This window comes from Aureimonas phyllosphaerae, from assembly GCF_047943035.1.
GTDB lineage: Bacteria > Pseudomonadota > Alphaproteobacteria > Rhizobiales > Rhizobiaceae > Aureimonas > Aureimonas phyllosphaerae.
The window spans coordinates 3,870,824-3,895,032 of record NZ_CP181348.1 but is presented as its reverse complement, the minus strand read 5'-3'; the positions used below and the strand labels follow the sequence as shown (position 1 = coordinate 3,895,032).

The window sequence follows — 24,209 nt, the reverse complement described above, 5'->3', positions numbered from 1 at the left end:
CGTTAGGTAATACCAAACAGGTATTACTAGGCGAGGCCGAGCTATGCGGGTGACCGAGAAGGGACAGGTGACGATCCCGAAACCGATCCGCGACAAGCTCGGGATCGGGCCGGGGAGCGAGGTCGAGTTCGTGGATCGGGGCGCGAGCGTCGAGGTCGTCCGGATCGACGATGCTGACGCGAAGCAGCGACGGCGCGAGCAGATCCGCAAGGCGCTGGAGGCACTCCGTGGAACGCTGGACCTCGGCGGAATGACGACGGACGAATACATGGAGATGATCCGAGGACCGCGTGACGATCTCGACCCTCGTTGATTCCAACATCTTCATCGACATCCTCAACGCGGGCGCGCAACCCGAACATCAGGAATGGTCGTCTCGACAACTCGACGAGGCATCCAATCTCGGCGTTCTATGCCTTAGCGCTGTGTCCTGGGCGGAAATCTCGCAACCCTATCCAGACGAGCGGACGCTCCTGTCCGCCCTGCGTCCGTTCGGTCTCCACTACGAAGCCTTGCCCTTCGAGGCCGCCTATCCCGCCGGTCAGGCCCACCGCCTCTACCGGACGCGGGGCGGGCGCCGTGAGCGGACGCTCCCCGACTTCCTGATCGGCGCCCACGCCATGGTCGCCGGCCACCGACTTCTTACCCGCGACGCCTCGCGCTATCGCGACTACTTTCCCGAGCTCGACATCATCTGTCCGGAGACGCATCCTTGATCGGCAAGCTGAAAGGCACCGTTGATACGGTCGAGGAGGACTGTGTGACCCTCGACGTCCACGGCGTCGGCTACGTCGCCTTCTGCGGCGCGCGCACGCTGGCGGGCCTGCCGGGCGCAGGCGAGGCGGCCTCGCTGTTCATCGAGACCTATGTGCGCGAGGACATGATCCGGCTCTACGGCTTCGCGTCCGCGGCCGAGCGCGACTGGTTTCGCCTGCTCCAGAGCGTGCAGGGCGTCGGCGCGAAGGTGGCGCTGGCGGTCGTCGGCACGCTCTCGACCGGCGACCTTGCCAACGCCATCGCGCTGCAGGACCGCACCATGGTCGCCCGCGCGCCGGGCGTCGGGCCGAAGGTCGCCGCGCGCATCGTCGCGGAATTGAAGGACAAGGCGCCGGCCTTCTCGGGCGCGGCCGCGGCTGAAAGCTTCGGCCTCAAGCGCGACCTCGGCGAGGGCGTGGCGCCGGCGCCGATCGCCGACGCCGTGTCGGCGCTGGTCAATCTCGGCTATTCGCGCGAGCAAGCGGCCGGCGCGGTTGCCGTCGCGGTGAAGGAGGCGGGCGAGGATGGGCCGTCCACGACCCTGATCCGCCTCGGTCTCAAGGCGCTGAGCCGCTGAAGCGAACGGACCCATGAGCAACACACGCCTCATCACCCCCGAGAAGCGCGGCGAGGATGTCGACGCGTCGCTGCGGCCGCAGCGGCTCGACGACTTCGTCGGTCAGGCGGCGGCGCGCGCCAATCTCAAGATCTTCATCGAGGCTGCCAAGACGCGCGGCGAAGCCCTTGATCACGTTCTCTTCGTCGGCCCGCCGGGTCTCGGCAAGACGACGCTGGCGCAGATCATGGCGAAGGAACTCGGCGTCAACTTCCGCTCGACCTCCGGTCCGGTGATCGCCAAGGCGGGGGATCTTGCGGCACTCCTCACCAATCTCGAAGAGCGGGACGTCCTGTTCATCGACGAGATCCATCGCCTCTCGCCAGCGGTGGAGGAGATCCTTTATCCCGCCATGGAGGATTTCCAGCTCGACCTCATCATCGGCGAGGGGCCGGCGGCGCGTTCCGTGAAGATCGATCTGGCGAAGTTCACGCTGGTCGCCGCGACGACGCGCATCGGCCTCCTGACGACGCCGTTGCGCGATCGCTTCGGCATTCCGGTGCGGCTGAATTTCTACACGATCGCCGAGCTCGAACACATCGTGAAGCGCGGGGCGCGGCTGATGAGCCTGCCGATGGGCGACGACGGCGCGCGCGAGATCGCCCGCCGTGCCCGCGGCACGCCGCGCATCGCAGGCCGCCTGCTGCGCCGCGTGCGCGACTTCGCGACCATGGCCGGTTCCGAGACGGTGGACCGGCGCATCGCCGACGAGGCGCTGACGCGGCTCGACGTCGACAGCCTCGGCCTCGACCAGCTCGACCGGCGCTATCTCGACCTCATCGCGCTGAACTTCGGCGGCGGCCCGGTCGGCATCGAGACCATCGCCGCGGCCCTGTCCGAGCCGCGCGACGCGATCGAGGACATCGTCGAGCCCTATCTTCTCCAGCAGGGGTTCATCCAGCGCACGCCGCGCGGCCGGCTCCTGACCCAACACGCGTTCAAGCACCTTGGCCTCGCCGTGCCCTCGACCTACCAGGGCATCCAGTCGAGCCTGTTCGAGGGCGACGAGGAATAGGCATGCGAAAAAGGGACGGTGCCTTGCGGCGCCGCCCCTTTCTTCATCCGATGCTTGAGCGTCAGTTGCGAACCGCCGCCGACTGCTCGTCCAGCTTGCCGATCTCGAAGAACAGCGTCTCGCCGGACGAGTCGTCGACACCGTCGTTGTCGGTCACAACGAAGGCGGTGCCGTCCTTGTCGATCGCAAGACCGTCGACCTTATCGACGACGTAACCTGCGGTCTGCGCTTTCAGGGCCGGCAGGAGGTCGAGCACCACGCTCTTCTCGACGGTCGGCAGATCACCGCCGAGCGGGGCCGACTTCAGCTGGTCGAGCGCGACGCGGGTGATCTGCTTCAGTCGCGCGGCACCGCCGATCAGGTTGTCGCGCTCGATGAGATAGGCGGCGTCGCCCGAGACCGTGATCTCGGACAGGCCGACCCAGGCGCCCTCGGTCGGCGGTGCCTCCAGCGGATACCGCACCGCGCCCCAGGTCTTCGCGTCCAGATCGTAGGCGAGGAGCTTGGTCGTGTTCTTCGGGTCGTCCTTCCAGGGACGCTGCACGGCGACCCAGAGCCTGTTGCCGACCTTGGCGATGCCCTCCGCACCGAAGCGGGTCTGGTGCGCCAGAAGCTCGGCCGGGAAGGCCACCGTCTCCACCACTGCGCCCATGCCGTCGACATGGAGAAGCTGGTGCGGCACCTCCTTCTCCGGGTTGCCCTCGCTCGCCAGCCAGAAGCCGCCGGCGCCGTCGAGTGCGAGGCCCTCGATGTCGAGCTTGCCCGCGGCTTCACCGTTCTTCGTGACGACCATCGCGTCGGTGATGCGGGCGGGCTTGGCCATGGCATCGATCGTGTAGATCGTCGGCGCCTTGCCGTAGACGCTGTCGCTCGCGGCGAACAGGCGCTTCGGCTCGTTCGCATCGGCGGCCAGCGCGCCGAGCGCACCCCAGCCGATCGGCACGCCGTCCCGCTCGATCGACACCATCTGCGGATAGGCGGGCGTTCCCTCGGCGCGCTCGTAGAGCATCACGTGGCTGCGCGCCGCGCCGTCCTCGACGAGGTCGGCCTCGTTGGCGGTGGCGAGGAGGTTGCGGCCGGGAATGGCGACGGCGCCCTCCGGCGAGATGCCGGACGGCAGGAGCTGCACGAACTCCGGCTCGGCGCCCGTGTCGCGATAGACGCCGACCACGGAACCGCGCTCCGACAGAACGAAGATGAAGCGCTCGCCGCCGAACTCGGCGACCTCGAGGCCTTCCGGCTCGACGCCCTTGGCGTCGGATCGCTTGTCGGGATAGTGGCCGGCCTTGGCGACCTCGCGCTCGAACGCGGGGCCGGACTCGTAGGCGACCGACCCATCGCGGTTGAAGATCGTAAAGCCGCGCGTGCCGCCTTTCCAATCGCCCTCGTTGGCGACGACGAGACGGTCGGTCCCGAGCCACTTCACGGCATCCGGCTCGCGCGGGCGCGCCTCGATCGTGTCGGTGAAGGCGATCTTGCCGTCGTCCTCGGCGTCCACGCCCTCCAGCGCGACGGTTCCTGCGGTGAAGTGGCCCGTGACCTTGGCCGTCTTCCCGTCGATCAGGACGATGTGATTGTTCTCCTGAAGCGTGACGGCCAACTCGTTGTTCGCGTTGAAGGATACGAACTCGGGCTCGGGATCCTCACCCGCGATGGCGGGAATGCCCGTCAGCTCGACGCGGCGCAGGCCCGCGCAGTCCGGCGCGCCGTCCCTCAGCGGTAAGAGTACGACATAGCCCGCCGGCATCTGCGGCAGGGCGCCGTCGTTGCGGTCCTCGTCACGCTCGTTTTCAATCGCGACCGCGGCGAGCGTGCCGTCCGGGGACACGGCGACGGAGTCCGGCTGGCCGCCAAGGTCGCAGCGCGCGGTGACCGTGCGGTCCGCCATCGAGACGGTGGCGAGGAAGCCCGACGGTTCGGTGAAGCTCTTCGACGTATTGACCGCCGCCAAGACATGGGCGCCGCTCGCTGCCACTGACGTCGGCTCGCCACCCTCGAAGGCGACATAGCCAGCACTCTTGGGCGCGCGGGCGTCGGTGATGTCGATGAAGCCGATGCCGCCGTGCGGGCTGTCCGAATAGACCAGGGTGTTGCCGTCGCCGGACGCCGTGATGATCTCCGCCGAGGTCGGCGCCTTGGCGTCGGTCCCTGCGGGAAGGTTCGACGCGACCGGGAAGGAGGCGATCCGGTTGAAGACCGGTTCCGCCGCGGCGGGCAGGGCGGTGGACGCGAGCAGCGCAAGCGCGGCGGGGAGGCGGATCGAACGCATGGCGGACCTTCCGGAAGATGAGCGGACGCGCCCTCCAATCAGCCGGACGTCACCGCGCGATGACGGTCCGATGACGGATCGATGACGGTTCGGGTCGCGGGCGGCGCTGGAACGCGGGCGCGCCGGGCGCTAAGAGGGCGCATGACCGATCAGCTTGCAGGCCGCCTCGTGGATGGCGGACACCGCCTCGACGTGCGCGTCTATTTCGAGGACACCGACTTTTCGGGCGTCGTCTACCACGCGCGGTACCTTCACTTTCTGGAGAGGGGCCGCACGGACTACCTGCGCCTGCACGGGATCGGCCATCGCGAGTTGATGGACGGCGCCTTCGGCGAGCCGATGGCGTTCGCCGTGCGTCGCATGGAGATCGAGTTCCTGCGCCCCGCCCGGATCGACGACATCCTGTCGGTCGAGACGCGCACCGCGCTGCTCGGCGGGGCGCGCGTCGTCCTCGACCAGCGCATCCTGCGCGGAGACGAAGTGCTGATCGAGGCCAGGGTCAAGGTCGCGGTGATCTCGCCGGACGGGCGACCGCGTCGCATGCCGGCTGCGGTGGCCGAGAGGCTGGGCGCGCCGGAGGCATAGAACCGCCCCGCGGCGCGAGCCTCGCGTCTTGCCGCAGCGCGGTAAAATACCGTCCGCAAACGATTTGTTAACCCTAACGATGCTTGATGGGGTCGGAGGGCTCACCCCCCGCCATGCCATTCTTTCACCGGAATCAACCGGTCAAAGGGCGCCATGGACGACGTTCCGCGCCGGCGATCCGGCTCGGGCGTGGTTCTGGTCGTGGCAGGGGCGGTCGGTCCGCCGGAAGCGAGACGCTTCCAGAGCCACCAAGACGATCCGACGGATTCGAGGGACGCAAAAGGAATGAACGAGGTCGCTCAGACTGCGCTGGCCGCGCCGGCCCACGACATGTCGCTCCTGGGTCTTTTCTGGCAGGCGGGCTTCATCGTCAAGTTCGTCATGATCGGCCTGCTCGCCGCGTCCGTCTGGACCTGGGCGATCATCTTCGACAAGTGGACGCGCTACGCCAGCTTCCGCCGGCAGCTCAACCAGTTCGAGAACAATTTCTGGTCCGGCCAGTCGCTCGAAGAGCTCTACCACACGCTGTCCGACCGCAAGACCAGCGGCATGGGCGCGCTGTTCGTGGCGGCCATGCGCGAGTGGAAGAAGAGCTTCGAGAAGGGGGCCCGCTCGCCGATCGGCCTCCAGACCCGCATCGAGAAGGCCATGGACGTGACGATGGCGCGCGAGATGGAGGGGCTCGAGTCCCGTCTCGGCTTCCTGGCCACCGTCGGCTCGGCTGCGCCGTTCGTCGGCCTCTTCGGCACCGTGGTCGGCATCATGACGGCCTTCCAGTCGATCGCCGCCTCCGAGCAGACGAGCCTTGCGGTCGTGGCCCCCGGTATCGCCGAGGCGCTGCTCGCCACCGCGATCGGCCTCGTCGCGGCCATTCCGGCGGTCGTTGCCTACAACAAGCTGTCGGCCGACGCCGGCAAGCTCGGCGCGCGGCTCGAGGCCTTCGCCGACGAATTCTCCTCCATCCTGTCGCGCCAGATCGATGAGCGTTCGGCTGCGCGCTGAGCGCCGGTCGTCTCGTTCCAATCCACTTGAGGGGTCGTTTCCATGGGCATGTCGACGGGAGCTTCGTCTGGGGGCGGATCGCGCCGCGGGCGTCGCGCGCGCAAGGCGCCCATGGCCGAGATCAACATGACGCCGATGGTCGACGTCATGCTCGTGCTCCTCATCATCTTCATGGTGGCCGCGCCGCTGATGACGGTCGGCGTGCCGCTCGAACTGCCCAAGACCAACGCCAAGGCGCTGTCGGCCGACAAGCAGCCGATCACAATCTCGGTCCAGAAGGGCGGCGAGATCTTCCTGCAGGAGACGCCGGTCGCGCCCGAAGCCATCGTCGAACAGCTGAAGGCGATCGCCGAGGCCGGCTACGAGGAGCGCATCTTCCTGCGCGCCGACGGCTCGGCCGACTACGGCACGGTCATGAAGGTCATGTCGCGCATCTCCGCGGCGGGCTTCAAGAACATCGGTCTCGTGACCACGCAGGAAACCGCGGGAAGCTGACGCGCGGCCGATGAAACCCTTTGCCACCTCCACGATCCTGCACACGGCCATCCTCACCTGGGGGCTTTGGCATTTCGGGACACCGGAAAAGCTCGACATGGGCGGCGAAACGCTGCCCGTGACGCTGGTGACCGACGTCAGCCAGGCGACGCTTGGCGAACAGGGCGCGCCCGAGGCGGAAAAGTCCGCGCCGACGCCGACGAAGACGCCCGAGAAGCTGCCGATGCCGGCCGAGAACGTTGGCGACAACGAGGTGGACCTCAAGACGCCGCCGGCGCCAAAGCCCTCGCCGCACGAGAACGTCTCGACCGCCGAGGCGCCCCCGCCGCCGCCGCCGCCGGCGGTGACGCCGCAGACGCGCCCCGAGCCGCCACAACCCACGCCGCCGGAGCCGACGCCCCCGCCCGAGCCGCCGGCCGAGGTCGCGGAACAGAAGCCCGAGCCGACGCCGGCCGAGGTCGCGCCCGAGATCGACCCGCTCGCCGCCGAGATCGCGAAGGCGGAGGCCGAGACGCCTGCGCCGCCGCGCAACGTGCCCCTGCCGCAGGTGAAGCCGAAGCCGCCCGAGCCCAAGCCCGCCGAGCCCGTGAAGGTCGCGGAGGCGAAGAAGGCCGAGCCGGTGAAGGAGCCCGCCAAGGAACCGGCGAAGGAGACGTCGAAGTCGAAGGAAAAGCCGAAGGACACCAAGAAGCCGGCGACCCAGACCTCGACCGAGAAGCAGTTCGACGCCGACCAGATCGCCGCGCTCCTCAACAAGCAGGATTCGTCCGGCGGCGGCGCGAAGCGCTCGACCCAGCAGGCGGCGCTCGGCGCGACGCGCCAGACCGGCGGATCGCTGTCGCAGAGCGAGATGGACGCGCTGCGGGGCCAGATCATGCGCTGCTGGAACCCGCCCGCCGGGAGCGTCGACGCCGGCAACTTCCGGGTGAAGATCTCCATGCAGCTCGGGCCCACGGGCGAACTGGAGGGCTTGCCCGAGATCCTGTCCGGTGGCGGCTCGTCGATGGCCGAGCGGGTGGCGAGCGAAGCCGCGGTGCGCGCCGTGCGCCGCTGCGCGCCGTACAACTTGCCGGCCGAGAAGTACGACACCTGGGCTCAGGTCACCGTCAATTTCGACCCGAGCCAGATGTTCTGACCGTTTCGTCTCCCGCGGCGGCACGCTGCCGCCGCCTCGTCCTTTTCTCATGCGAAGTCCGGGTCGCCGTCCCGATCGACGGCTTCGAACCCGATGCCCAAACGGGAAGGTCCCGCACATGACGCGCTTCATCCGATCCCTGGCTCTTGCCCTCGCCACCGCCACCGCCGGCCTCGCCCTGGCATCTGGTGCGCACGCTGCGGTCGAGATCGACGTGACGCAAGGCAACGTCCAGCCGCTGCCGATCGCCCTGCCGAACTTCCAGTCGCGCGACGCGCTGGGCGCCAAGCTGATCGAGGTGGTCGCCGCCGACCTCAAGCGCTCGGGCCTCTTCGCCCCGATCAACCCGGCCGCCTTCATCCAGAAGGACGTGACGCCGGACGCGACGCCCCGCTTCCAGGACTGGACCGTGATCAACGCGCAGGCCCTCGTGACCGGGCGCGTCACGCCCGAGGCCGACGGGCGACTGCGCGTCGAGTTCCGCCTGTGGGACACCTATGCCGGCCAGCAGCTTGACGGGCAGCAGTTCTATGCGAGCCCCGACAACTGGCGCCGCATCGCCCACATCATCGCCGACGCGATCTATGAGCGCTTGACCGGCGAAAAGGGCTACTTCGATACGCGCGTCGTCTTCGTCGACGAAAGCGGCGCCAAGACCGACCGCAAGAAGCGGCTCGCGATCATGGACCAGGATGGCGCCAACGTGCGCTACCTCAGCCAGGGCGGCGACCTCGTGCTGACGCCGCGCTTCTCGCCCAATCGCCAGGAGATCACCTACATGTCCTTCGGGCAGGGTGATCCGCGCGTCTATCTCCTGCAGCTTGAGACCGGGCAACGCGAGGTCGTCGGCAACTTCCCCGGCATGACCTTCTCGCCCCGCTTCTCGCCGGATGGCCAGAAGGTCGTCATGAGCCTCCAGCAGGACGGCAACTCCAACATCTACGCGATGGACCTGCGCTCGCGCGCGACGACGCGCCTGACCTCGACCAACGCGATCGACACCTCGCCCTCCTATTCGCCCGATGGCTCGAAGGTCGTGTTCGAGAGCGACCGCGGCGGCCGCTCGCAGATTTATGTGATGGGCGCCGACGGCGCGGGCCAGCAGCGCATCTCGTTCGGGCAGGGCACCTACAACACCCCGGTCTGGAGCCCGCGCGGCGACCTCATCGCCTTCACCAAGCAGACCGGCGGCCAGTTCCAGATCGGCGTGATGAAGCCCGACGGCTCGGGCGAGCGCATCCTCACCTCGTCCTTCCACGCCGAGGGGCCGACCTGGGCCCCGAACGGGCGCGTGATCATGTTCTTCCGCGACCAGGGCGGTGGTCCGCAGCTCTACTCGATCGACCTGACCGGCCGGAACGAGCAGAAGGTCGCGACGCCGAACTACGCGTCGGACCCCGCCTGGTCGCCGGCGCTGGAGTAGGATTCTCCAGCGCTTTCAATCGCCTGTTGACCACTCGTTAACCGCGATCATGGTAAACGGGCCCATACGGAAATCACAGAGTTAAGGAGACGGCCATGCGCCGCATCGCTACTGGGGTCCATGGTCGTATCGCCCTCGCGCTGGTCGCGGCGCTGGCGCTTTCGGCCTGCGCCAAGAAGAACAACGGACTGCCGGACAACGCGGCCGGCCTCGGCCTCGGCGGTGCGGGCGGCCTCGGTGGCGCCGGCGGCGCGGGCGGTCGCGGTTCGGCGGCGCCGGGCACCAGCCAGGACTTCACGGTCAATGTCGGCGACCGCATCTTCTTCGACACGGACTCGACCTCGATCCGCGCCGACGCACAGCAGACGCTCGCCCGCCAGGCGCAGTGGCTGAACCAGTACCGCAACTACTCGATCACGGTCGAAGGCCACGCCGACGAGCGCGGCACGCGCGAGTACAACCTTGCGCTCGGCGCCCGCCGCGCCGCCGCCACGCGCGACTACCTCGCCAGCCAGGGCGTGTCGCCGAATCGCATGCGCACCATCTCCTACGGCAAGGAGCGCCCGGTGGCCGTCTGCGACGACATCTCCTGCTGGTCGCAGAACCGCCGCGCCGTCACGGTGCTGAACGGCGCCGGCAGCTGATCTGCGGCATTTCTGCAACATCGAGCGTTTCGAAACGGCCCTCCGGGGCCGTTTTGCGTGAGGGCGTCCTTGTCTGTGCTAGCACCGGCCAAACTTTGGACGCCTTCCGCCGGTCCAAGCTGACGGGTCGACAGGTCGTCGCCCACTGGCTTCGAACAGCTTGCGGGCGAGGGGCCTCCAGCGATCCCGAGGGGATGTCCCGCATGGCCAAGATGAAGCTCGCAACCGTTTCCGTTCTCGTCCTCGCCGCGCTGGCGGGACCCGCATCCGCACTCGACCTCCCGTTCGGCCTCGGCGGCGGTGACCGTGCGCCGGTGGTGGCGCGCGAGCATGCCCCTGTCCTGATGGCGCAGGTCGGCGACGGCGGCGTCCGCATCTCCCAGATGGAAGAGGAAATGCGGCGCCTGACCGGCAAGGTCGAGGAGCTCTCCTTCCTCGTGCTTCAGCTTCAGGAGCAGCTGCGCAAGACGCAGGAGGACAACGAGTTCCGCTTCCAGGACCTCGAAGGCAAGGGCTCGGGCGCCGCCGCCAAGCCGGCCGAGCGCCGCACCGATGCCGCGCCTAACCCGGTCGGCAACGAGCGCGTGGCCTCCGCCGCGCCGCCGAGCGTCAACGATGCGAGCCGCGCGGCACCGGCGACCGCCGCGCCGCAGACCGACGAGATCGGCGCCCTTCTCGGCAACGGTGACACCAGCCTCAACGAGCCGACGCCGCCGCCGAGCACCACGGGCTCGAACAAGGTCGCCTCGATCGCCACCAACGGCCCGGTCGAGATGTATTCGCTCGGCTACAACTACATGCTGGCAGGCGACTACCAGCTCGCCGAGAACACGTTCCGCCAGTACACGCAGGCCTATCCGAGCTCGCAGGACGCGGCCGACGCGCAGTACTGGCTGGGCGAGGCGCTCTACGCGCAGAACAAGTATCGCGACGCCGCCGAGGTCTTCCTGAACGCGCAGAAGGAATTCCCCAAGAGCGCCAAGGCGCCGGAGATGATGCTGAAGCTCGGCATGTCGCTCGCCCGCCTCAACAACCGCGAGACGGCCTGCGTCACCTATGCCGAGGTCGGCAAGCGCTATCCCGACATGAGCGCCAACGTGAAGCGCAAGCTGCAGAGCGAGACGAAGTCCGCCAGCTGCGCCTGATCCGGGCCTATCGCAGGTGATCGACGAGACGGCCGAGGCGGTGAAGACCGCCCTCGGCCGTTTTGCGTTGGAAAGGCCCGCAGCGAGGCGCCTGCTTCTCGGAGTGTCCGGCGGGGCGGATTCGCTCGCGCTGCTCCTGGCCGTCGCCGCGCTGCCGCTGGAGGTCTGCGTCGCGACGGTCGATCACGGGCTGCGGCAAGAGTCAGCGGCGGAAGCGCGGTTCGTGGCAGGCATCTGCCGCGATCTCGGGCTTTCGCATCGGACCTTGGCGTGGCTCCAGAGCGATGCCGTGCGAGGCAACCTGATGGGCGAGGCGCGCGAAGCGCGATACCGCCTGCTGGGAGCCGAAGCGATCCGGGTGAGCGCCGATGCGATCCTCGTGGCGCACCACGCCGACGACCAGATCGAGACCCATCGTCTGGCGCGCGAGCGCGGCGCCAGCGGGGGAGCGCTGGCCGGCATGCGCGCCTGGCGCGATCTCGAGCCCGGTCTCGTCCTCGTCCGCCCGTTTCTCGACCTGCCGAAGCGCGCGCTCATGGATGCCGTGATGCGAGCGGGGCTGTCGCCGGTCGAGGATCCGACGAACGCGGACATGCACTATCGGCGTGCCCGCATACGCGCGGAACTCGCCGGCGACCCGCAGGAGGTCGCCGAGCTTCGGTCCGCGATCGCCCGCGCGGCAGGACTTCGTGCCGCGGAGGATGCGGCGATCACGGCGGCGATCCGGCGGGCCGGAGGGGAGGGGCGGCTTCGCGTCGACGACGCGGGCGCCGTCGTCTTCGAGCCCGCGCCCGGCGACGAGGCACTCTGGCCTCGCATCCTGACGGCGGCGGGTGGCGCGCCGCATCCTCCGCAGCGCGCCGCGGTGGAACGGCTGCGCGACGCCTTGGCCTCGGGCGGACGCGCGGCGACGCTCGGCGGCAGCCGGGTGGAGCGGGCGGGCGAGAGGCTGACGATTCGTCGCGAGTACGGCAGAACCGGTCCGCCGGGCGTCGAGGTCGCGGCGAGCGGCCGCCTTCTCTTCGATCGCCGGTTCACGATTTCGGGTGCGGGGAAGTCGGGCGCAGGGCGCCTCGAGCCGCTCGGCCGTCTCGGCCTCGGAGGTCCCGTATCCCGCACGCTCCCGGTCGGTATCGACCGCGACGGGGGCGTTTGCGCCGTTCACCCCCGGCTCGGGGAGCGGTTTCCCGATGTACCGACGCTTCGCCCCAGACCATGCGTCGCATGGCGCATCACCGCCGATCTGCCGGGCGGGACGGGGGATCGATTAACCGCCGATCCCCAAAATGCCGCAAATCCTGCGAAGGCTGTTGGCAAGGATTTGGCGGCCACCTATCTTCGATGACGTGTCAAGGTTCGCGCACCCTTCGGGGATCGGGGATCGGGGCCTCATCCCAGGACGGATAATGAACCAGAACTTCCGGAATTTCGCCCTCTGGGCGATCATCGCGCTTCTGCTCATCGCGCTGTTCCAGCTGTTTTCGAACGGCTCGCAGAACGCGAACACGCGGGAGGTTCCCTATTCCCAGTTCCTGTCGGACGTCGATTCGGGCCGCGTGCGCTCGGTGACGATCCAGGGGCAGCGGATTTCCGGCAGCTATACGGACGGGTCGAGCCCGTTCCAGACCTATTCGCCCGGCGACCCCCAGCTCGTGTCCCGTCTCGAGGGCAAGAACGTCACGATCAACGCCAGCCCGCCGTCGGACAACACCAATCCGATCTGGTCGATGCTGCTGTCGTTCGGCCCGATCCTGCTCATTCTCGGCGTCTGGATCTTCCTGATGCGCCAGATGCAGGGCGGAGCCGGCGGCAAGGCGATGGGCTTTGGAAAGTCGAAGGCCAAGCTCCTGACCGAGGCGCACGGCCGCGTGACCTTCGCGGACGTCGCCGGCGTCGACGAGGCCAAGCAGGACCTCGAGGAGATCGTCGAGTTCCTGCGCGAGCCGCAGAAGTTCCAACGCCTCGGCGGCAAGATTCCGCGCGGCGTGCTCCTCGTCGGCCCTCCGGGCACCGGTAAGACGCTGACGGCGCGCGCCGTCGCGGGCGAGGCCAATGTGCCCTTCTTCACCATTTCGGGTTCGGACTTCGTCGAGATGTTCGTCGGCGTCGGCGCATCCCGCGTGCGTGACATGTTCGAGCAGGCCAAGAAGAACGCGCCCTGCATCATCTTCATCGACGAGATTGACGCCGTCGGTCGCCATCGCGGTGCGGGCCTCGGCGGCGGCAACGACGAGCGCGAGCAGACGCTGAACCAACTCCTCGTCGAGATGGACGGCTTCGAGGCGAACGAGGGCATCATCCTCATCGCCGCGACCAACCGTCCGGACGTTCTCGATCCCGCGCTCCTGCGTCCCGGCCGCTTCGATCGTCAGGTCATGGTGCCGAACCCGGATGTCGGCGGCCGAGAGAAGATCCTGAAGGTCCATGTGCGCAACGTGCCGCTGGCCCCTAACGTCGATCTGCGCACCATCGCGCGCGGCACGCCGGGCTTCTCGGGCGCCGATCTCGCCAACCTTGTCAACGAGGCGGCGCTGATGGCGGCTCGCCGCTCCAAGCGCCTCGTCACCATGCTCGAGTTCGAGGATGCCAAGGACAAGGTCATGATGGGCGCCGAGCGCCGGTCGATGGCCATGACCGAGGAAGAGAAGAAGCTGACCGCCTATCATGAAGCCGGTCACGCCCTCGTCGGCCTCTACGTTCCGCACAACGATCCGTTGCACAAGGTGACGATCATCCCGCGCGGTCGCGCGCTCGGCGTCACCATGAACCTGCCGGAGCGCGACCGCTACGGCATGCGCAAGATCGAGATGGAGGCGCGTCTCGCGATGATCTTTGGCGGCCGCGCCGCCGAGGAGCTGATCTACGGCCTCGACAACGTGACGACGGGCGCCTCCAACGACATCCAGCAGGCCACCAATATGGCCCGCGCGATGGTCATGGAATACGGCATGAGCGACAAGCTCGGCCGCCTACGCTACCGGCAGAACCAGGAAGAGGTCTTCCTCGGCCACTCGGTGTCGCAGCAGCAGAACATGTCGGAGGAGACGGCCAAGCTGATCGACTCCGAGGTCCGCGGCATCGTCGAGGTCGCCGAGAATCGCGCCCGCCAGGTGCTGCGCGATCACCTCGACGATCTCCACACGATCGCCAACGGCCTTCTCGAGTTCGAAACGCTGTCGGGCGACGAGGTCCGCGATCTCCTCGCCGGCAAGACGCTCGCCCGCGACATGGGTGACGACACGCCGCCCTCGCGCGGCTCGGCAGTGCCCAAGGCCGGCTCGATCAAGCCGTCCGGCCCGCGCGACGACAAGGAAGGTGGGCTGGAGCCTCAGCCGACTGCCTGACGACTACTCCTTCAGATCAAGGGAAGGCGGGCTTTCAAGCCCGCCTTTTTCGTTCCGAGGTGGGGGTTGGCACGACGGATGCGTCGCTCTCATCTGCCTGCTGACATTCTTTTTTACTTTTGGCTTCATGCTTGCGCGCTTACAGCCCCAAGCCGATTGCCAGCGGAGACGAGACGCCATGACGAAATCCTATTTCGGGACGGACGGGATCCGCGGCCTCGCCAACCGGCATCCGATGACGCCCGAGATCGCGATGAAGGTCGGCATGGCGGCCGGTCTCGCCTTCAAGCGCGGCAACTACCGGCACCGCGTCGTGATCGGCAAGGACACGCGCCTGTCCGGCTACATGCTGGAGCCGGCCCTCTGCGCCGGCTTCACGGCGGTCGGCGTCGACGTCCTGATGCTCGGCCCGATGCCGACGCCGGCCGTCGCCATGCTGACGCGCTCGATGCGCGCCGACATCGGCGTGATGATCTCCGCCTCGCACAACCCGTTCGAGGACAACGGCATCAAGCTCTTCGGCCCCGACGGGTACAAGCTGTCGGACGAGCTCGAAGGCGAGATCAATCGGCTGATCGACGAGGATCTCACCCCGCGCCTGTCGGTCGGCGCCCATCTCGGCCGCGCCAAGCGCTACGACGACGGCGGCCGCGACCGCTATGTCGAGTTCGCCAAGCGCACCCTGCCGCGCGACCTGTCGCTCGACGGCGTGCGGGTCGCCATCGACTGCGCCAACGGCGCGGCCTATCGCGTGGCGCCCGACGTCCTCTGGGAACTCGGCGCCGAGGTCGTGAAGATCGGCGTCGATCCGAACGGCACCAACATCAACCTCAACTGCGGATCGACCAGCCCCGCCGCGCTGAAGGCGAAAGTGCGCGAGGTGCGCGCCGACATCGGCATCGCGCTCGACGGCGACGCAGATCGGGTGCTGATCGTCGACGAGCACGGCGAGGTCGTTGACGGCGACCAGATCATGGCCGTCATCGGCGAGGCCTGGGCGCAGGACGGCCGGCTCGCCGCAGGCGGCGTGGTCGCCACGATCATGTCGAACCTCGGGCTCGAGCGCTTCCTCAACGACCGGCAGATCCAGCTCGCGCGCACCAAGGTCGGCGATCGCTACGTGGTCGAGCACATGCGCGAGCACGGCTACAATGTCGGCGGCGAGCAGTCCGGCCACATCGTCCTGTCGGATTTCGGCACGACAGGCGACGGCCTCGTCTCGGCGCTTCAGGTGCTTGCGGTGGTGCGCGGGGCGGGCGGCACCGTATCCGAGGTCTGCCGCAAGTTCACGCCGGTGCCGCAGGTGCTGAAGAACGTGCGCTTCGCCGGTGGCGCGCCGCTCGAGAAGGAGCGGGTGCAGGATGCCATCAACGCCGGTCGCGATCGCCTCGGCGAGGGCGGGCGCCTCGTCATTCGTCCCTCGGGCACCGAGCCGCTGATCCGCGTCATGGCCGAAGGCGACGACCAGCAACTCGTCAACGACGTGGTGGACGACATCATCGGCGCGCTGAAGCGGGAAGCCGCCTGACGGCGGTCATTGCGCGACTATGCTTCCGTGCTGGTCAGGTTCCGGCACGGTAAACGCTCTATTAATCATTAATCTTTAAATTTGCGATCATTGCGGAACCCAAGCCGCGACTGTCGTTCAATCTGGAGATAATGATGATGCTACGGCTCGCGCTTGGCCTTCTGGCCTCTGCCGCTCTTCTTCCCACCCTCGCACAGGCGGCCGATATCATCGAGCCGATCCCGGTCATCGAGGAAGTTCCGTTCAGCGGCTGGTACATCCGCGGCGACGTCGGCTACAACTTCAAGTCGAAGACCGAAGGCAAGTGGGCCTTCTATAACATATTCCCGGGCGTCGAGGGCATCGACGACCACTACCGCTACGACGACCTGCGCCTGTCGGACGCCGCGACCTTCGGCGTCGGCGCCGGCTACCGCTTCACCGACACGTTCCGCATGGACGCGACGGTCGACTACTTCCGCTCCGACGTGAACGGCAAGACCAAGTGCCCGCTGATGATCATCACCGATCCGGCGCATGGCCTCGGGCCCTTCGAGGAGTGCAACTACAACGACAAGTCGGAAGCCGACGTCTGGACGATCATGGCGAACGCCTATGTCGACCTGCCGAGCTTCGGCGTCGTCACCCCTTACCTCGGCGCCGGCGTCGGCACGGCCTACGTGAAGTACGACGACGTCAAGTCGAACGAGGTCTGCCCGCCCTGCAGCCCGAGCTACACGCCCTATTCCGGCACCCATGAGGGTCTGGACGACTGGCGCTTCGCGACCGCGCTCATGGCCGGCGCCAGCGTCGACCTGACCAGCCAACTCGCGCTCGACATCGGCTACCGCTTCACCAAGGTCTGGGAAGGCGACGCCTGGTCGTTCGACAACGCCGACAAGCAGTATGGTGCGAAGGGCGTCCAGACCCGCGACGACGGCTTCGACATCCACACGATCCGCGCTGGTCTACGCTACAGCTTCTTCTGAGCCAACGCGCCATCGACATGACGAAAAGGGCTGCCCTCCGGGGCGGCTCTTTTCGCGTTCGGGGCAGGCGGGGACAGGGCGAAAGGTTCGGCAAAGGTTAAGCGGCATGGTTAACCGCGGATTAACGCTTTGGCGGCGATGGTGCGCTCGGAAGCTCCGGGGCGCGTGCCGCCGAGGGGCTTGCCGGTCCGCCCAGCAGGAAGCCTCGCCATGCCCGTCGCCCGTCACCTCCTTGCCGCAAGCCTCCTGACGCTCGCAAACCCCGCATTCGCGGCCGATATCGACATTCTCGCCGCTCCCGAGATCTCGATCCCCGTCGCGGAAACCGGCCTCTATCTTCGCGCCGACGCGACCTACGCGTTCGACACGACGTTCGGTGGCACGCAGACTCTCGCAGGACCGGGCGGTACGACGTCGAACCGCATGGCCGACTGGCGCCTCGACGACGGGTTCGGGGTCGGTGGCGGCATCGGCTACAAGGCGAGCGACTGGCTCCGCTTCGACGCGACGGTGGATTACTGGAAGCAGGACGTGGCAGGCGGCAACGGAGCCGGCTGGTTCTGCGGCTTCGACGCGTCTTGCGCCTCGCGCGAGCGGGGAGAGGTCGAGGCGGTCGAGCTCATGGGCAACGCCTATATCGACCTCGGGACAGTGGCGGGCTTCACGCCATACATCGGCGCAGGCCTCGGCGCGGTTCACGTCGAGTACGGCGACGTTTTCGGCACGGCGACCTGCAACGGCACGGTGCTTTGCCCGGCCGGCGGGCCCACCGCGGGCTATGGCGGCGATGCCTCCTGGCGCTTTGCCTATGCGGTGTCGGCCGGCGTCTCCTACGACCTTACCGACAACCTCTCGATCGACACCGGCTATCGGTACGTCAATGTCGACGACGGCGATGCCTATCGTCTCGACACGGCATCGGGCGCTGTGCTGCTGGCGAAGGACGAGGGCTTCGACCGGCACACGATCCGCGCCGGTCTCCGCTTCAAGCTCTGGTAGGACGCCGTTCGATCAGGCCCGGTTGTCGCGCGCCGCTTGCGCGTCGCGCACGAACTGGGACACGCGGCCGGCTTCCATCGGGCTGCCGATCCGACCTGCCTTCTCGTTTTCCGCAAGCGTCATGCCGTCGCGTGCCGTGCGACCGGCGCCGGGCCGGCGGGCGCTGCGCCAAGCGTTGGCCCGCTTCAGCTTGAGGGCCCGGCGGGCGCTGGCCTGAAGGGCATCCGCCGCTCCTTCATGCTCGCGCCGCGTGCGCTCCTTGTTCAATCGGGCAAGGGCCTCGGCCAGCACGCCGGCCTTCTGACGCATGCCGGAGTTCTCGGGTTCCTGCGATCCCTGGCCTCGCCGGGCGGCGCCCCGCCGGCGATTGGCGATCGCCTGCGCACGGTCGCGTCTCTCGCGTAGCCGCCGGGTGAGGGCGTCGAGGTCGCCTCGTTCGAGATCGCGGATGGCCGGGTGATGAGTCTGTGCCACGAGATCGAGTTCGTCCTTGTCCAGAACCCGACGCTCCAGGCTTCGTCCTGCTGCCATGGTGATTCTCCGTTCCGCGTTTCGACGAGAGGGGAATCGGTTCGGAAAGGCTCGCGTTTCATAAGATAGGCGTGAGCTTCGCGTGAACGTCGTCCGATTGTCACTTGACCGTCGGCGAGGACGGGCATATCCGCAGACTTGGGACACGCCTCCCCAACGAGGCGCTTCTATCTGTAAGGATAGCTTTTGATGGCGAACATCGCACCGCCGGCCGCTCGTCCGGCCAATCCCCGCTTTTCCTCTGGTCCTTGTGCCAAGCGTCCCGGCTGGACGCTGGACGGCTTAGGCGATGCGCCGCTCGGCCGGTCGCACCGTGCCAAGATCGGCAAGACCAAGCTCGCCCAGGCGATCGACGACACCCGCGCCGTGCTCGGCGTTCCCGACGATTACCGCATCGGCATCGTGCCGGCGTCCGACACCGGCGCGGTCGAGATGGCCATGTGGTCGCTGCTCGGCGCGCGTCCGGTCGACATGGTCGCCTGGGAAAGCTTCGGCTCCGGCTGGGTGACGGATGCGGTGAAGCAGCTGAAGCTCGCCGACGCGCGCGTCCTCGAGGCGCCCTACGGCGAGATCGTGGATTTTGCCGAGATCGATTTCGACCACGACGTGGTGTTCACCTGGAACGGCACGACTTCGGGCGTGCGCGTGCCGAACGGCGATGCCATCCCAGCGACCCGCCAGGGCCTCACGATCTGCGACGCCACCTCGGCCGCCTTCGCGCAGGACCTGCCCTACGACAAGCTCGATGTGGTCACCTTCTCCTGGCAGAAGGTGCTGGGCGGCGAGGGCGCGCACGGCGTCCTGATCCTCAGCCCCCGCGCTGTCGAGCGTCTCACCACCTACAAGCCGGCCTGGCCGCTGCCGAAGATCTTCCGCCTCACCTCGGGTGGCAAGCTGATCGAGGGCATCTTCAAGGGCGAGACGATCAACACGCCGTCGATGCTTTGCGTCGAGGACTATCTCGACGCGCTCCAATGGGCGAAGTCGATCGGCGGTCTCGAAGCCCTGAAGGCGCGAGCCGACAAGAACCTCGGCGTGATCGACCGGTTCGTTTCGGCCAACGACTGGATCGGCTTCCTCGCCAAGACGCCCGAGATCCGCTCCAACACCTCGGTCTGCCTCCAGTTCACGGCGCCCGAAATCACGGGCCTGTCCAAGGACGAGCAGGACGCCTTTGCCAAGGGCGTGGCGTCGAAGCTGGAGAAGGAGGGCGTCGCCCTCGACATCGGTGCCTATCGCGACGCCCCTCCAGGCCTGCGCATCTGGGCCGGCGCGACGGTCGAGGCCTCCGATCTCGAGGCCCTGATGCCCTGGATCGCCTACGCCTACGAGGCGCAAAAGGCGACGCTGGCGCAGGCGGCCTGACGGCTCGAGCCTGCCCCGACGACAGGGGCAGGCTCCCTCATTCATTTTCCGTTTCCAGGCATCGTTCGATGCCGAAAGCTGCAGGAGAAGCCTGATGGCTCCGCGCGTTCTCGTTTCCGACAAGCTGTCCCCGACCGCCGTCCAGATCTTCAAGGACAAGGGCGTCGAGGTCGATTACCTCCCCGATCTCGGCAAGGACAAGGACAAGCTCCTCGAGGTGATCGGCCAGTATGACGGCCTCGCCATCCGCTCCGCGACCAAGGTGACGGAGAAGGTGATCGATGCGGCGCCGAACCTGCGCGTCATCGGCCGCGCCGGCATTGGCGTCGACAACGTCGACATCCCGGCCGCCTCGCGGAAGGGCATCATCGTGATGAACACGCCCTTCGGCAACTCGATCACGACGGCCGAGCATGCCATCGCGATGATGTTCGCGGTGGCCCGCCAGATGCCCGCCGCCGACGCCTCGACGCAGGCCGGCAAGTGGGAGAAGAACCGCTTCATGGGCGTCGAGATCACCGGCAAGGTGCTCGGCGTCGTCGGCTGCGGCAACATCGGCTCGATCGTGGCAAGCCGCGGCGTCGGCCTGAAGATGAAGGTGATCGGCTTCGACCCGTTCCTCTCGGAGGAGCGCGCGGCCCAGCTCGGCATCGAGAAGGTGGAGCTCGAGGACCTCTTCAAGCGCGCCGACTTCATCACGCTGCACACGCCGCTCACCGACAAGACCCGCAACATCATCGACGCCAAGGCGATCGCCACGATGAAGAAGGGCGTGCGCATCATCAACTGCGCGCGCGGCGGTCTGATCGTCGAGAAGGACCTCGCCGAAGCCATCAAGTCCGGCCACGTGGCGGGCGCGGGCATCGACGTGTTCGAGGTGGAGCCGGCGACGGAGAGCCCGCTCTTCGGCCTCGACAACGTGGTCTGCACCCCGCATCTCGGGGCCTCGACGACGGAAGCGCAGGAGAACGTCGCGCTGCAGGTCGCCGAGCAGATGGCCGACTATCTCGTGAAGGGCGCGGTCTCCAACGCCTTGAACATGCCCTCGATCACCGCCGAAGAGGCGCCGATCCTCACCCCGTACGTGAAGCTTGCCGAAATCCTCGGCTCCTTCGCGGGCCAGCTGACGGAAGAGCCGATCGACGCGGTCGAGATCCTCTACGACGGCGCGCCGGGCACGATGAACACGCGCGCCCTTTCGGCGGCCGCGATCGCCGGCCTTCTCAAGGCGCAGGTGCAGACGGTCAACATGGTTTCGGCGCCGCTGATGGCGAAGGAGCGCGGCATCGCCGTCTCCGAGGTGCGCCGCGACAAGACCGGCGTCTTCGACGGCTACATCATGGTCACCGTGAAGACCAAGAAGCAGACGCGCTCGGTCGCGGGCACGACCTTCTCGGACGGCAAGCCGCGATTCATCCAGATCAAGGGCATCAACATGGAGGCCGATGTCGGCCGCTACATGCTCTACACGGCCAACAAGGACGTGCCGGGCGTCATCGGCCAGATCGGCACCGCCTTCGGCAAGGCCGGGATCAACATCGCCAACTTCCACCTCGGCCGCGACGAGCAGGGCGGCAGCGCGATCGCCATCATCTATCTCGACGGGCCGCTGAGCGAGGAATTCCTCGACGAACTGCGCGGCCTCAACGCGATCGGCCAGGCGAAGATGCTGACCTTCGACGTTTGATCGACCGGAAGGCGATCGGAAAGGGGCGGAGCGGGAAACCGCTCTGCCCTTTCTCATTCCGCCGCGGGCTGGACCGTGCGCTTGCCGCGCTCGGCAATCGCGATGCCGCCGAGCACCAGCGACAGCGCTGCCAGATGATAGGCGTGGAAGGGTTCGGCGAGGATCAGCACGGCGAGGATCGCGCCGAACACCGGCACCGTGTTGACGAAGATGTTCGCCCGGTTGGCGCCGATCATCTCGACACCCTTGATGTAGAGCGCCTGGCTGAGGATCGACGGGAAGACGATCGTGAAGGCGAGGATCAGGAGACCTTGCGCATCCGGTGCGAAGGTCAGGCCCGCCGCGACCTCCCAGGCGAGCAGCGGCACCGCTCCGAGCGCGCCGCCGAGGCTGAGGAGAAAGATCGAGCTCAGCCAATGGACGCGCGGCTTGCGCGACAGAAGGATCGTGTAGACGCCGAAGATCGTCGTCGAGGCGAGGATCATCGCGTCGCCGATATTGAGGTCGAGCGCGAGGATCGTCTCCGGATGGCCGTGCGAGGCGACGAGGAGGACGCCGACCAGCGTCAGCGCGAAGCCGACGACCTGAAGCACCGACACCCGGATGTGGAAGAACAGGAACATGCCGACGAAGACGACGAGCGGCATCGCGGCCTGGATGATCATCGCGTTGATCGCGCTGGTGTAGCCCATCGCGACGTAGAACAGCGCGTTGAACGAGGTGAAGCCGAGGAGACCGAGGCCGACGAAGTAGAGCCAGTGGCGGCGGATGGTCGGCCGGTCGCGCTCGAGGTGCGGGCGCGCGAAGGGGAACAGGAGGATCAGCGCTCCGACCCAGCGCAAGAGCGTCAAGCTCATCGGCGAGATGTGGCCGACGGACAGCTTCCCCGCCACCGCGTTGGCGCCCCAGATGAACGCGGTGAGGAGGAGGAGAACGGCGGGGTGGGCGAGTCGCTTCAGCATGCTGAAGCTTTCGCGGATCGCCGCGTCACAGGCAATCGTTCGCATGGCTTAATTCTCGATCCGATCGTGTGAAAAAGGCGGCTCGCGACCTCGCGCTGCGGCAAAGCCTTGACTATAGTCCGCCGCGTTTGCGCCGGCGGACCCCCGACGGGTCTTTCGCGCGCCCGAAGATCAGCATCGTGAGGGCGGGACGCCTTCGAGGAGACTGCATGGCTAACGTCGTCGTCGTCGGTTCCCAGTGGGGAGACGAAGGGAAGGGCAAGATCGTCGACTGGCTCTCGGAGCGAGCCGATGTCGTCGTGCGATTCCAGGGCGGCCACAATGCCGGGCACACGCTGGTCGTCTCCGGCGTCTCCTACAAGCTCTCGCTCATGCCGTCGGGCGTGGTGCGGAAGGGCAAGCTGTCGGTGATCGGCAACGGGGTCGTGTTCGACCCGCATCACTTCGTCACCGAGAAGAAGCGCCTCGAGGGCCAGGGCGTCTCGATCTCGCCGGACACCCTTCGCATCGCCGACAACGCCTCGCTGATCCTGTCGCTGCATCGCGAGCTCGACGCCGCGCGCGAGGCGGCCGCAGCCGGCACCAAGATCGGCACCACGGGCCGCGGCATCGGCCCGGCCTACGAGGACAAGGTCGGCCGTCGCGCCATTCGGGTGATGGACCTCGCCGAGCCGGAGGCGCTGCCTGAGCGCATCGAGCGCCTGCTCGCCCATCACAACCCGCTTCGGCGTGGCCTCGGCCAGCCGGAGGTCGAAGCCTCGGCGATCCTCGAGGAGCTGACCTCGGTTGCCGACGAGATCACGCCCTATATCGACCGGGTCTGGCGTCTTCTCGACGAGCGCCGCAAGGCGGGCGACCGCATCCTCTTCGAGGGCGCGCAGGGCACGCTCCTCGACATCGACCACGGCACCTATCCGTTCGTCACCTCGTCCAATACCGTTGCGGGCCAGGCCGCCGCGGGCTCCGGCCTCGGGCCGTCCAGCCTCGGTTTCGTCCTCGGCATCACCAAGGCCTACACGACGCGCGTCGGCGAGGGCCCGTTCCCGACCGAGCAGGACAACGAGGTCGGCGAGTTCCTCGGCACCAAGGGCCACGAGTTCGGTACGGTCACGGGCCGCAAGCGCCGCTGCGGCTGGTTCGACGCGGTGCTGGTGCGACAGGCGGTCGCGATCAACGGCATCCACGGGCTGGCGCTGACCAAGCTCGACGTCCTCGACGGGATGGACGAGATCCGCATCTGCACGGCCTACGAGCTGGACGGGGAGCGGATCGACTACTTCCCCGCGAGCCTTGCCGCACAGAAGCGCGTGAAGCCCGTCTACGAGAGCTTCGAGGGCTGGAAGGGCACGACGGCCGGTGCCCGGTCATGGGGCGATCTTCCCGCGCAGGCGGTCAAGTACGTGCGCCAGATCGAGGAACTCGTGGGCGCCCCCGTGACGCTCCTGTCCACCTCTCCGGAGCGTGACGACACGATCCTTGTCCGCGATCCGTTTCAAGATTAATGAAACCTTGATAAAAGGTTTCTAGGTTCGTTCGAGCTTTCGGCTGCGCCGCGCGGCCCCCGCTTTCTCGAAGGCGGGGATCGTCCACAACCGGGAGGGGAGGCGATCCGCCTTCCTTCCATCGGCCCCTCCCGTCGCGATTCCCTGGCAGGCGGGATCGACCGGCACGGCGGGGCCGGACGGGTGCTGGATCGCCGCGAGGCTCGGTCCGTTCCCGGTACCGACCTCGAGTGAGTGC

General features: G+C 67.6%; 22 protein-coding genes. 19 read left to right on the top strand and 3 right to left on the bottom strand.

Annotated features, from left to right (window positions below; genetic code table 11):
• Positions 1 to 43 precede the first annotated feature (43 nt).
• The 4 genes from ACLNGM_RS18620 to ruvB are packed head-to-tail and all read left to right on the top strand — an operon-like array spanning position 44 to position 2,387.
• Positions 44 to 313, top strand: coding sequence for an AbrB/MazE/SpoVT family DNA-binding domain-containing protein (locus ACLNGM_RS18620; RefSeq protein ID WP_416356079.1), 270 nt, complete (start codon positions 44 to 46; stop codon positions 311 to 313).
• Positions 291 to 716: a type II toxin-antitoxin system VapC family toxin gene (locus ACLNGM_RS18615; RefSeq protein ID WP_416356078.1), complete on the top strand. Its 426-nt coding sequence runs from the start codon at positions 291 to 293 to the stop codon at positions 714 to 716. Before ACLNGM_RS18620 ends, ACLNGM_RS18615 begins: the two co-directional genes overlap by 23 nt.
• Positions 713 to 1,333, top strand: a complete 621-nt coding sequence (gene ruvA / locus ACLNGM_RS18610) for a Holliday junction branch migration protein RuvA (protein ID WP_090958357.1) — start codon at positions 713 to 715, stop codon at positions 1,331 to 1,333. The genes ACLNGM_RS18615 and ruvA overlap by 4 nt, the downstream gene beginning before the upstream one ends.
• Before the next feature lie 13 nt (positions 1,334 to 1,346).
• On the top strand, positions 1,347 to 2,387 hold the full coding sequence (gene ruvB, locus ACLNGM_RS18605; RefSeq protein ID WP_416356077.1) for a Holliday junction branch migration DNA helicase RuvB: 1,041 nt from the start codon (positions 1,347 to 1,349) through the stop codon (positions 2,385 to 2,387).
• Positions 2,388 to 2,448: 61 nt separating this feature from the next.
• Here the strand turns inward: ruvB and ACLNGM_RS18600 are convergent, their stop codons facing one another.
• A complete protein-coding gene (locus ACLNGM_RS18600; RefSeq protein WP_416356076.1) occupies positions 2,449 to 4,656 on the bottom strand; it encodes an esterase-like activity of phytase family protein in 2,208 nt (735 codons plus the stop codon).
• A 141-nt stretch (positions 4,657 to 4,797) separates the two neighbouring features.
• Between ACLNGM_RS18600 and ybgC the strand changes: the two genes are divergently transcribed.
• From ybgC to ACLNGM_RS18540, 12 genes are all read left to right on the top strand, one after another.
• Positions 4,798 to 5,241 carry a tol-pal system-associated acyl-CoA thioesterase gene (ybgC, locus tag ACLNGM_RS18595; RefSeq protein WP_090958351.1) on the top strand — a complete coding sequence of 148 codons (444 nt, stop codon included), beginning with the start codon at positions 4,798 to 4,800 and terminating at the stop codon, positions 5,239 to 5,241.
• 285 nt (positions 5,242 to 5,526) lie between these two features.
• On the top strand, positions 5,527 to 6,243 hold the full coding sequence (gene tolQ, locus ACLNGM_RS18590; protein WP_090959100.1) for a protein TolQ: 717 nt from the start codon (positions 5,527 to 5,529) through the stop codon (positions 6,241 to 6,243).
• Positions 6,244 to 6,285: 42 nt separating this feature from the next.
• Complete coding sequence (tolR, locus tag ACLNGM_RS18585; RefSeq protein ID WP_090958349.1) at positions 6,286 to 6,738, top strand: protein TolR; 453 nt, start codon at positions 6,286 to 6,288, stop codon at positions 6,736 to 6,738.
• Positions 6,739 to 6,748: 10 nt separating this feature from the next.
• A complete protein-coding gene (locus ACLNGM_RS18580) occupies positions 6,749 to 7,873 on the top strand; it encodes a cell envelope integrity protein TolA (protein ID WP_416356075.1) in 1,125 nt (374 codons plus the stop codon).
• 118 nt (positions 7,874 to 7,991) lie between these two features.
• The gene (gene tolB, locus ACLNGM_RS18575; RefSeq protein WP_416356074.1) at positions 7,992 to 9,296 is read left to right on the top strand and encodes a Tol-Pal system beta propeller repeat protein TolB; all 1,305 of its coding nucleotides are present in this window, start codon (positions 7,992 to 7,994) and stop codon (positions 9,294 to 9,296) included.
• Positions 9,297 to 9,391: 95 nt separating this feature from the next.
• Entirely contained in the window at positions 9,392 to 9,940 is a 549-nt protein-coding gene (gene pal, locus ACLNGM_RS18570) for a peptidoglycan-associated lipoprotein Pal (protein ID WP_090958343.1), read from the top strand.
• A gap of 203 nt (positions 9,941 to 10,143) precedes the next feature.
• The gene (gene ybgF, locus ACLNGM_RS18565) at positions 10,144 to 11,085 is read left to right on the top strand and encodes a tol-pal system protein YbgF (RefSeq protein ID WP_244545823.1); all 942 of its coding nucleotides are present in this window, start codon (positions 10,144 to 10,146) and stop codon (positions 11,083 to 11,085) included.
• Between the two features lie 16 nt (positions 11,086 to 11,101).
• Positions 11,102 to 12,430 carry a tRNA lysidine(34) synthetase TilS gene (tilS, locus tag ACLNGM_RS18560; protein WP_416356073.1) on the top strand — a complete coding sequence of 443 codons (1,329 nt, stop codon included), beginning with the start codon at positions 11,102 to 11,104 and terminating at the stop codon, positions 12,428 to 12,430.
• A 61-nt stretch (positions 12,431 to 12,491) separates the two neighbouring features.
• Complete coding sequence (ftsH, locus tag ACLNGM_RS18555; RefSeq protein WP_090958339.1) at positions 12,492 to 14,429, top strand: ATP-dependent zinc metalloprotease FtsH; 1,938 nt, start codon at positions 12,492 to 12,494, stop codon at positions 14,427 to 14,429.
• Between the two features lie 178 nt (positions 14,430 to 14,607).
• On the top strand, positions 14,608 to 15,957 hold the full coding sequence (glmM, locus tag ACLNGM_RS18550; protein ID WP_090958337.1) for a phosphoglucosamine mutase: 1,350 nt from the start codon (positions 14,608 to 14,610) through the stop codon (positions 15,955 to 15,957).
• Positions 15,958 to 16,091: 134 nt separating this feature from the next.
• Positions 16,092 to 16,925, top strand: a complete 834-nt coding sequence (locus ACLNGM_RS18545) for an outer membrane protein (RefSeq protein ID WP_416356072.1) — start codon at positions 16,092 to 16,094, stop codon at positions 16,923 to 16,925.
• A gap of 210 nt (positions 16,926 to 17,135) precedes the next feature.
• The gene (locus ACLNGM_RS18540) at positions 17,136 to 17,924 is read left to right on the top strand and encodes an outer membrane protein (protein ID WP_416356071.1); all 789 of its coding nucleotides are present in this window, start codon (positions 17,136 to 17,138) and stop codon (positions 17,922 to 17,924) included.
• A gap of 12 nt (positions 17,925 to 17,936) precedes the next feature.
• On the opposite strand, the gene ACLNGM_RS18535 is transcribed toward ACLNGM_RS18540, so the two are convergent.
• Complete coding sequence (locus ACLNGM_RS18535; protein WP_416356070.1) at positions 17,937 to 18,455, bottom strand: hypothetical protein; 519 nt, start codon at positions 18,453 to 18,455, stop codon at positions 17,937 to 17,939.
• A 189-nt stretch (positions 18,456 to 18,644) separates the two neighbouring features.
• Here ACLNGM_RS18535 and ACLNGM_RS18530 point away from each other — a divergent pair, with 189 nt between their 5' ends.
• Both ACLNGM_RS18530 and serA read left to right on the top strand, forming a co-directional pair.
• Entirely contained in the window at positions 18,645 to 19,820 is a 1,176-nt protein-coding gene (locus tag ACLNGM_RS18530; protein ID WP_416356069.1) for a phosphoserine transaminase, read from the top strand.
• 94 nt (positions 19,821 to 19,914) lie between these two features.
• Positions 19,915 to 21,507 (top strand): phosphoglycerate dehydrogenase, encoded by a 1,593-nt coding sequence (serA, locus tag ACLNGM_RS18525; RefSeq protein WP_416356068.1) that lies wholly within the window; start codon positions 19,915 to 19,917, stop codon positions 21,505 to 21,507.
• 53 nt (positions 21,508 to 21,560) lie between these two features.
• Here the strand turns inward: serA and ACLNGM_RS18520 are convergent, their stop codons facing one another.
• Positions 21,561 to 22,469, bottom strand: a complete 909-nt coding sequence (locus ACLNGM_RS18520; protein WP_416356067.1) for a DMT family transporter — start codon at positions 22,467 to 22,469, stop codon at positions 21,561 to 21,563.
• A 209-nt stretch (positions 22,470 to 22,678) separates the two neighbouring features.
• On the opposite strand from ACLNGM_RS18520, the gene ACLNGM_RS18515 reads away from it, so the two are divergent.
• A complete protein-coding gene (locus ACLNGM_RS18515) occupies positions 22,679 to 23,971 on the top strand; it encodes an adenylosuccinate synthase (RefSeq protein ID WP_416356066.1) in 1,293 nt (430 codons plus the stop codon).
• The last annotated feature ends 238 nt before the right edge of the window (positions 23,972 to 24,209 follow it).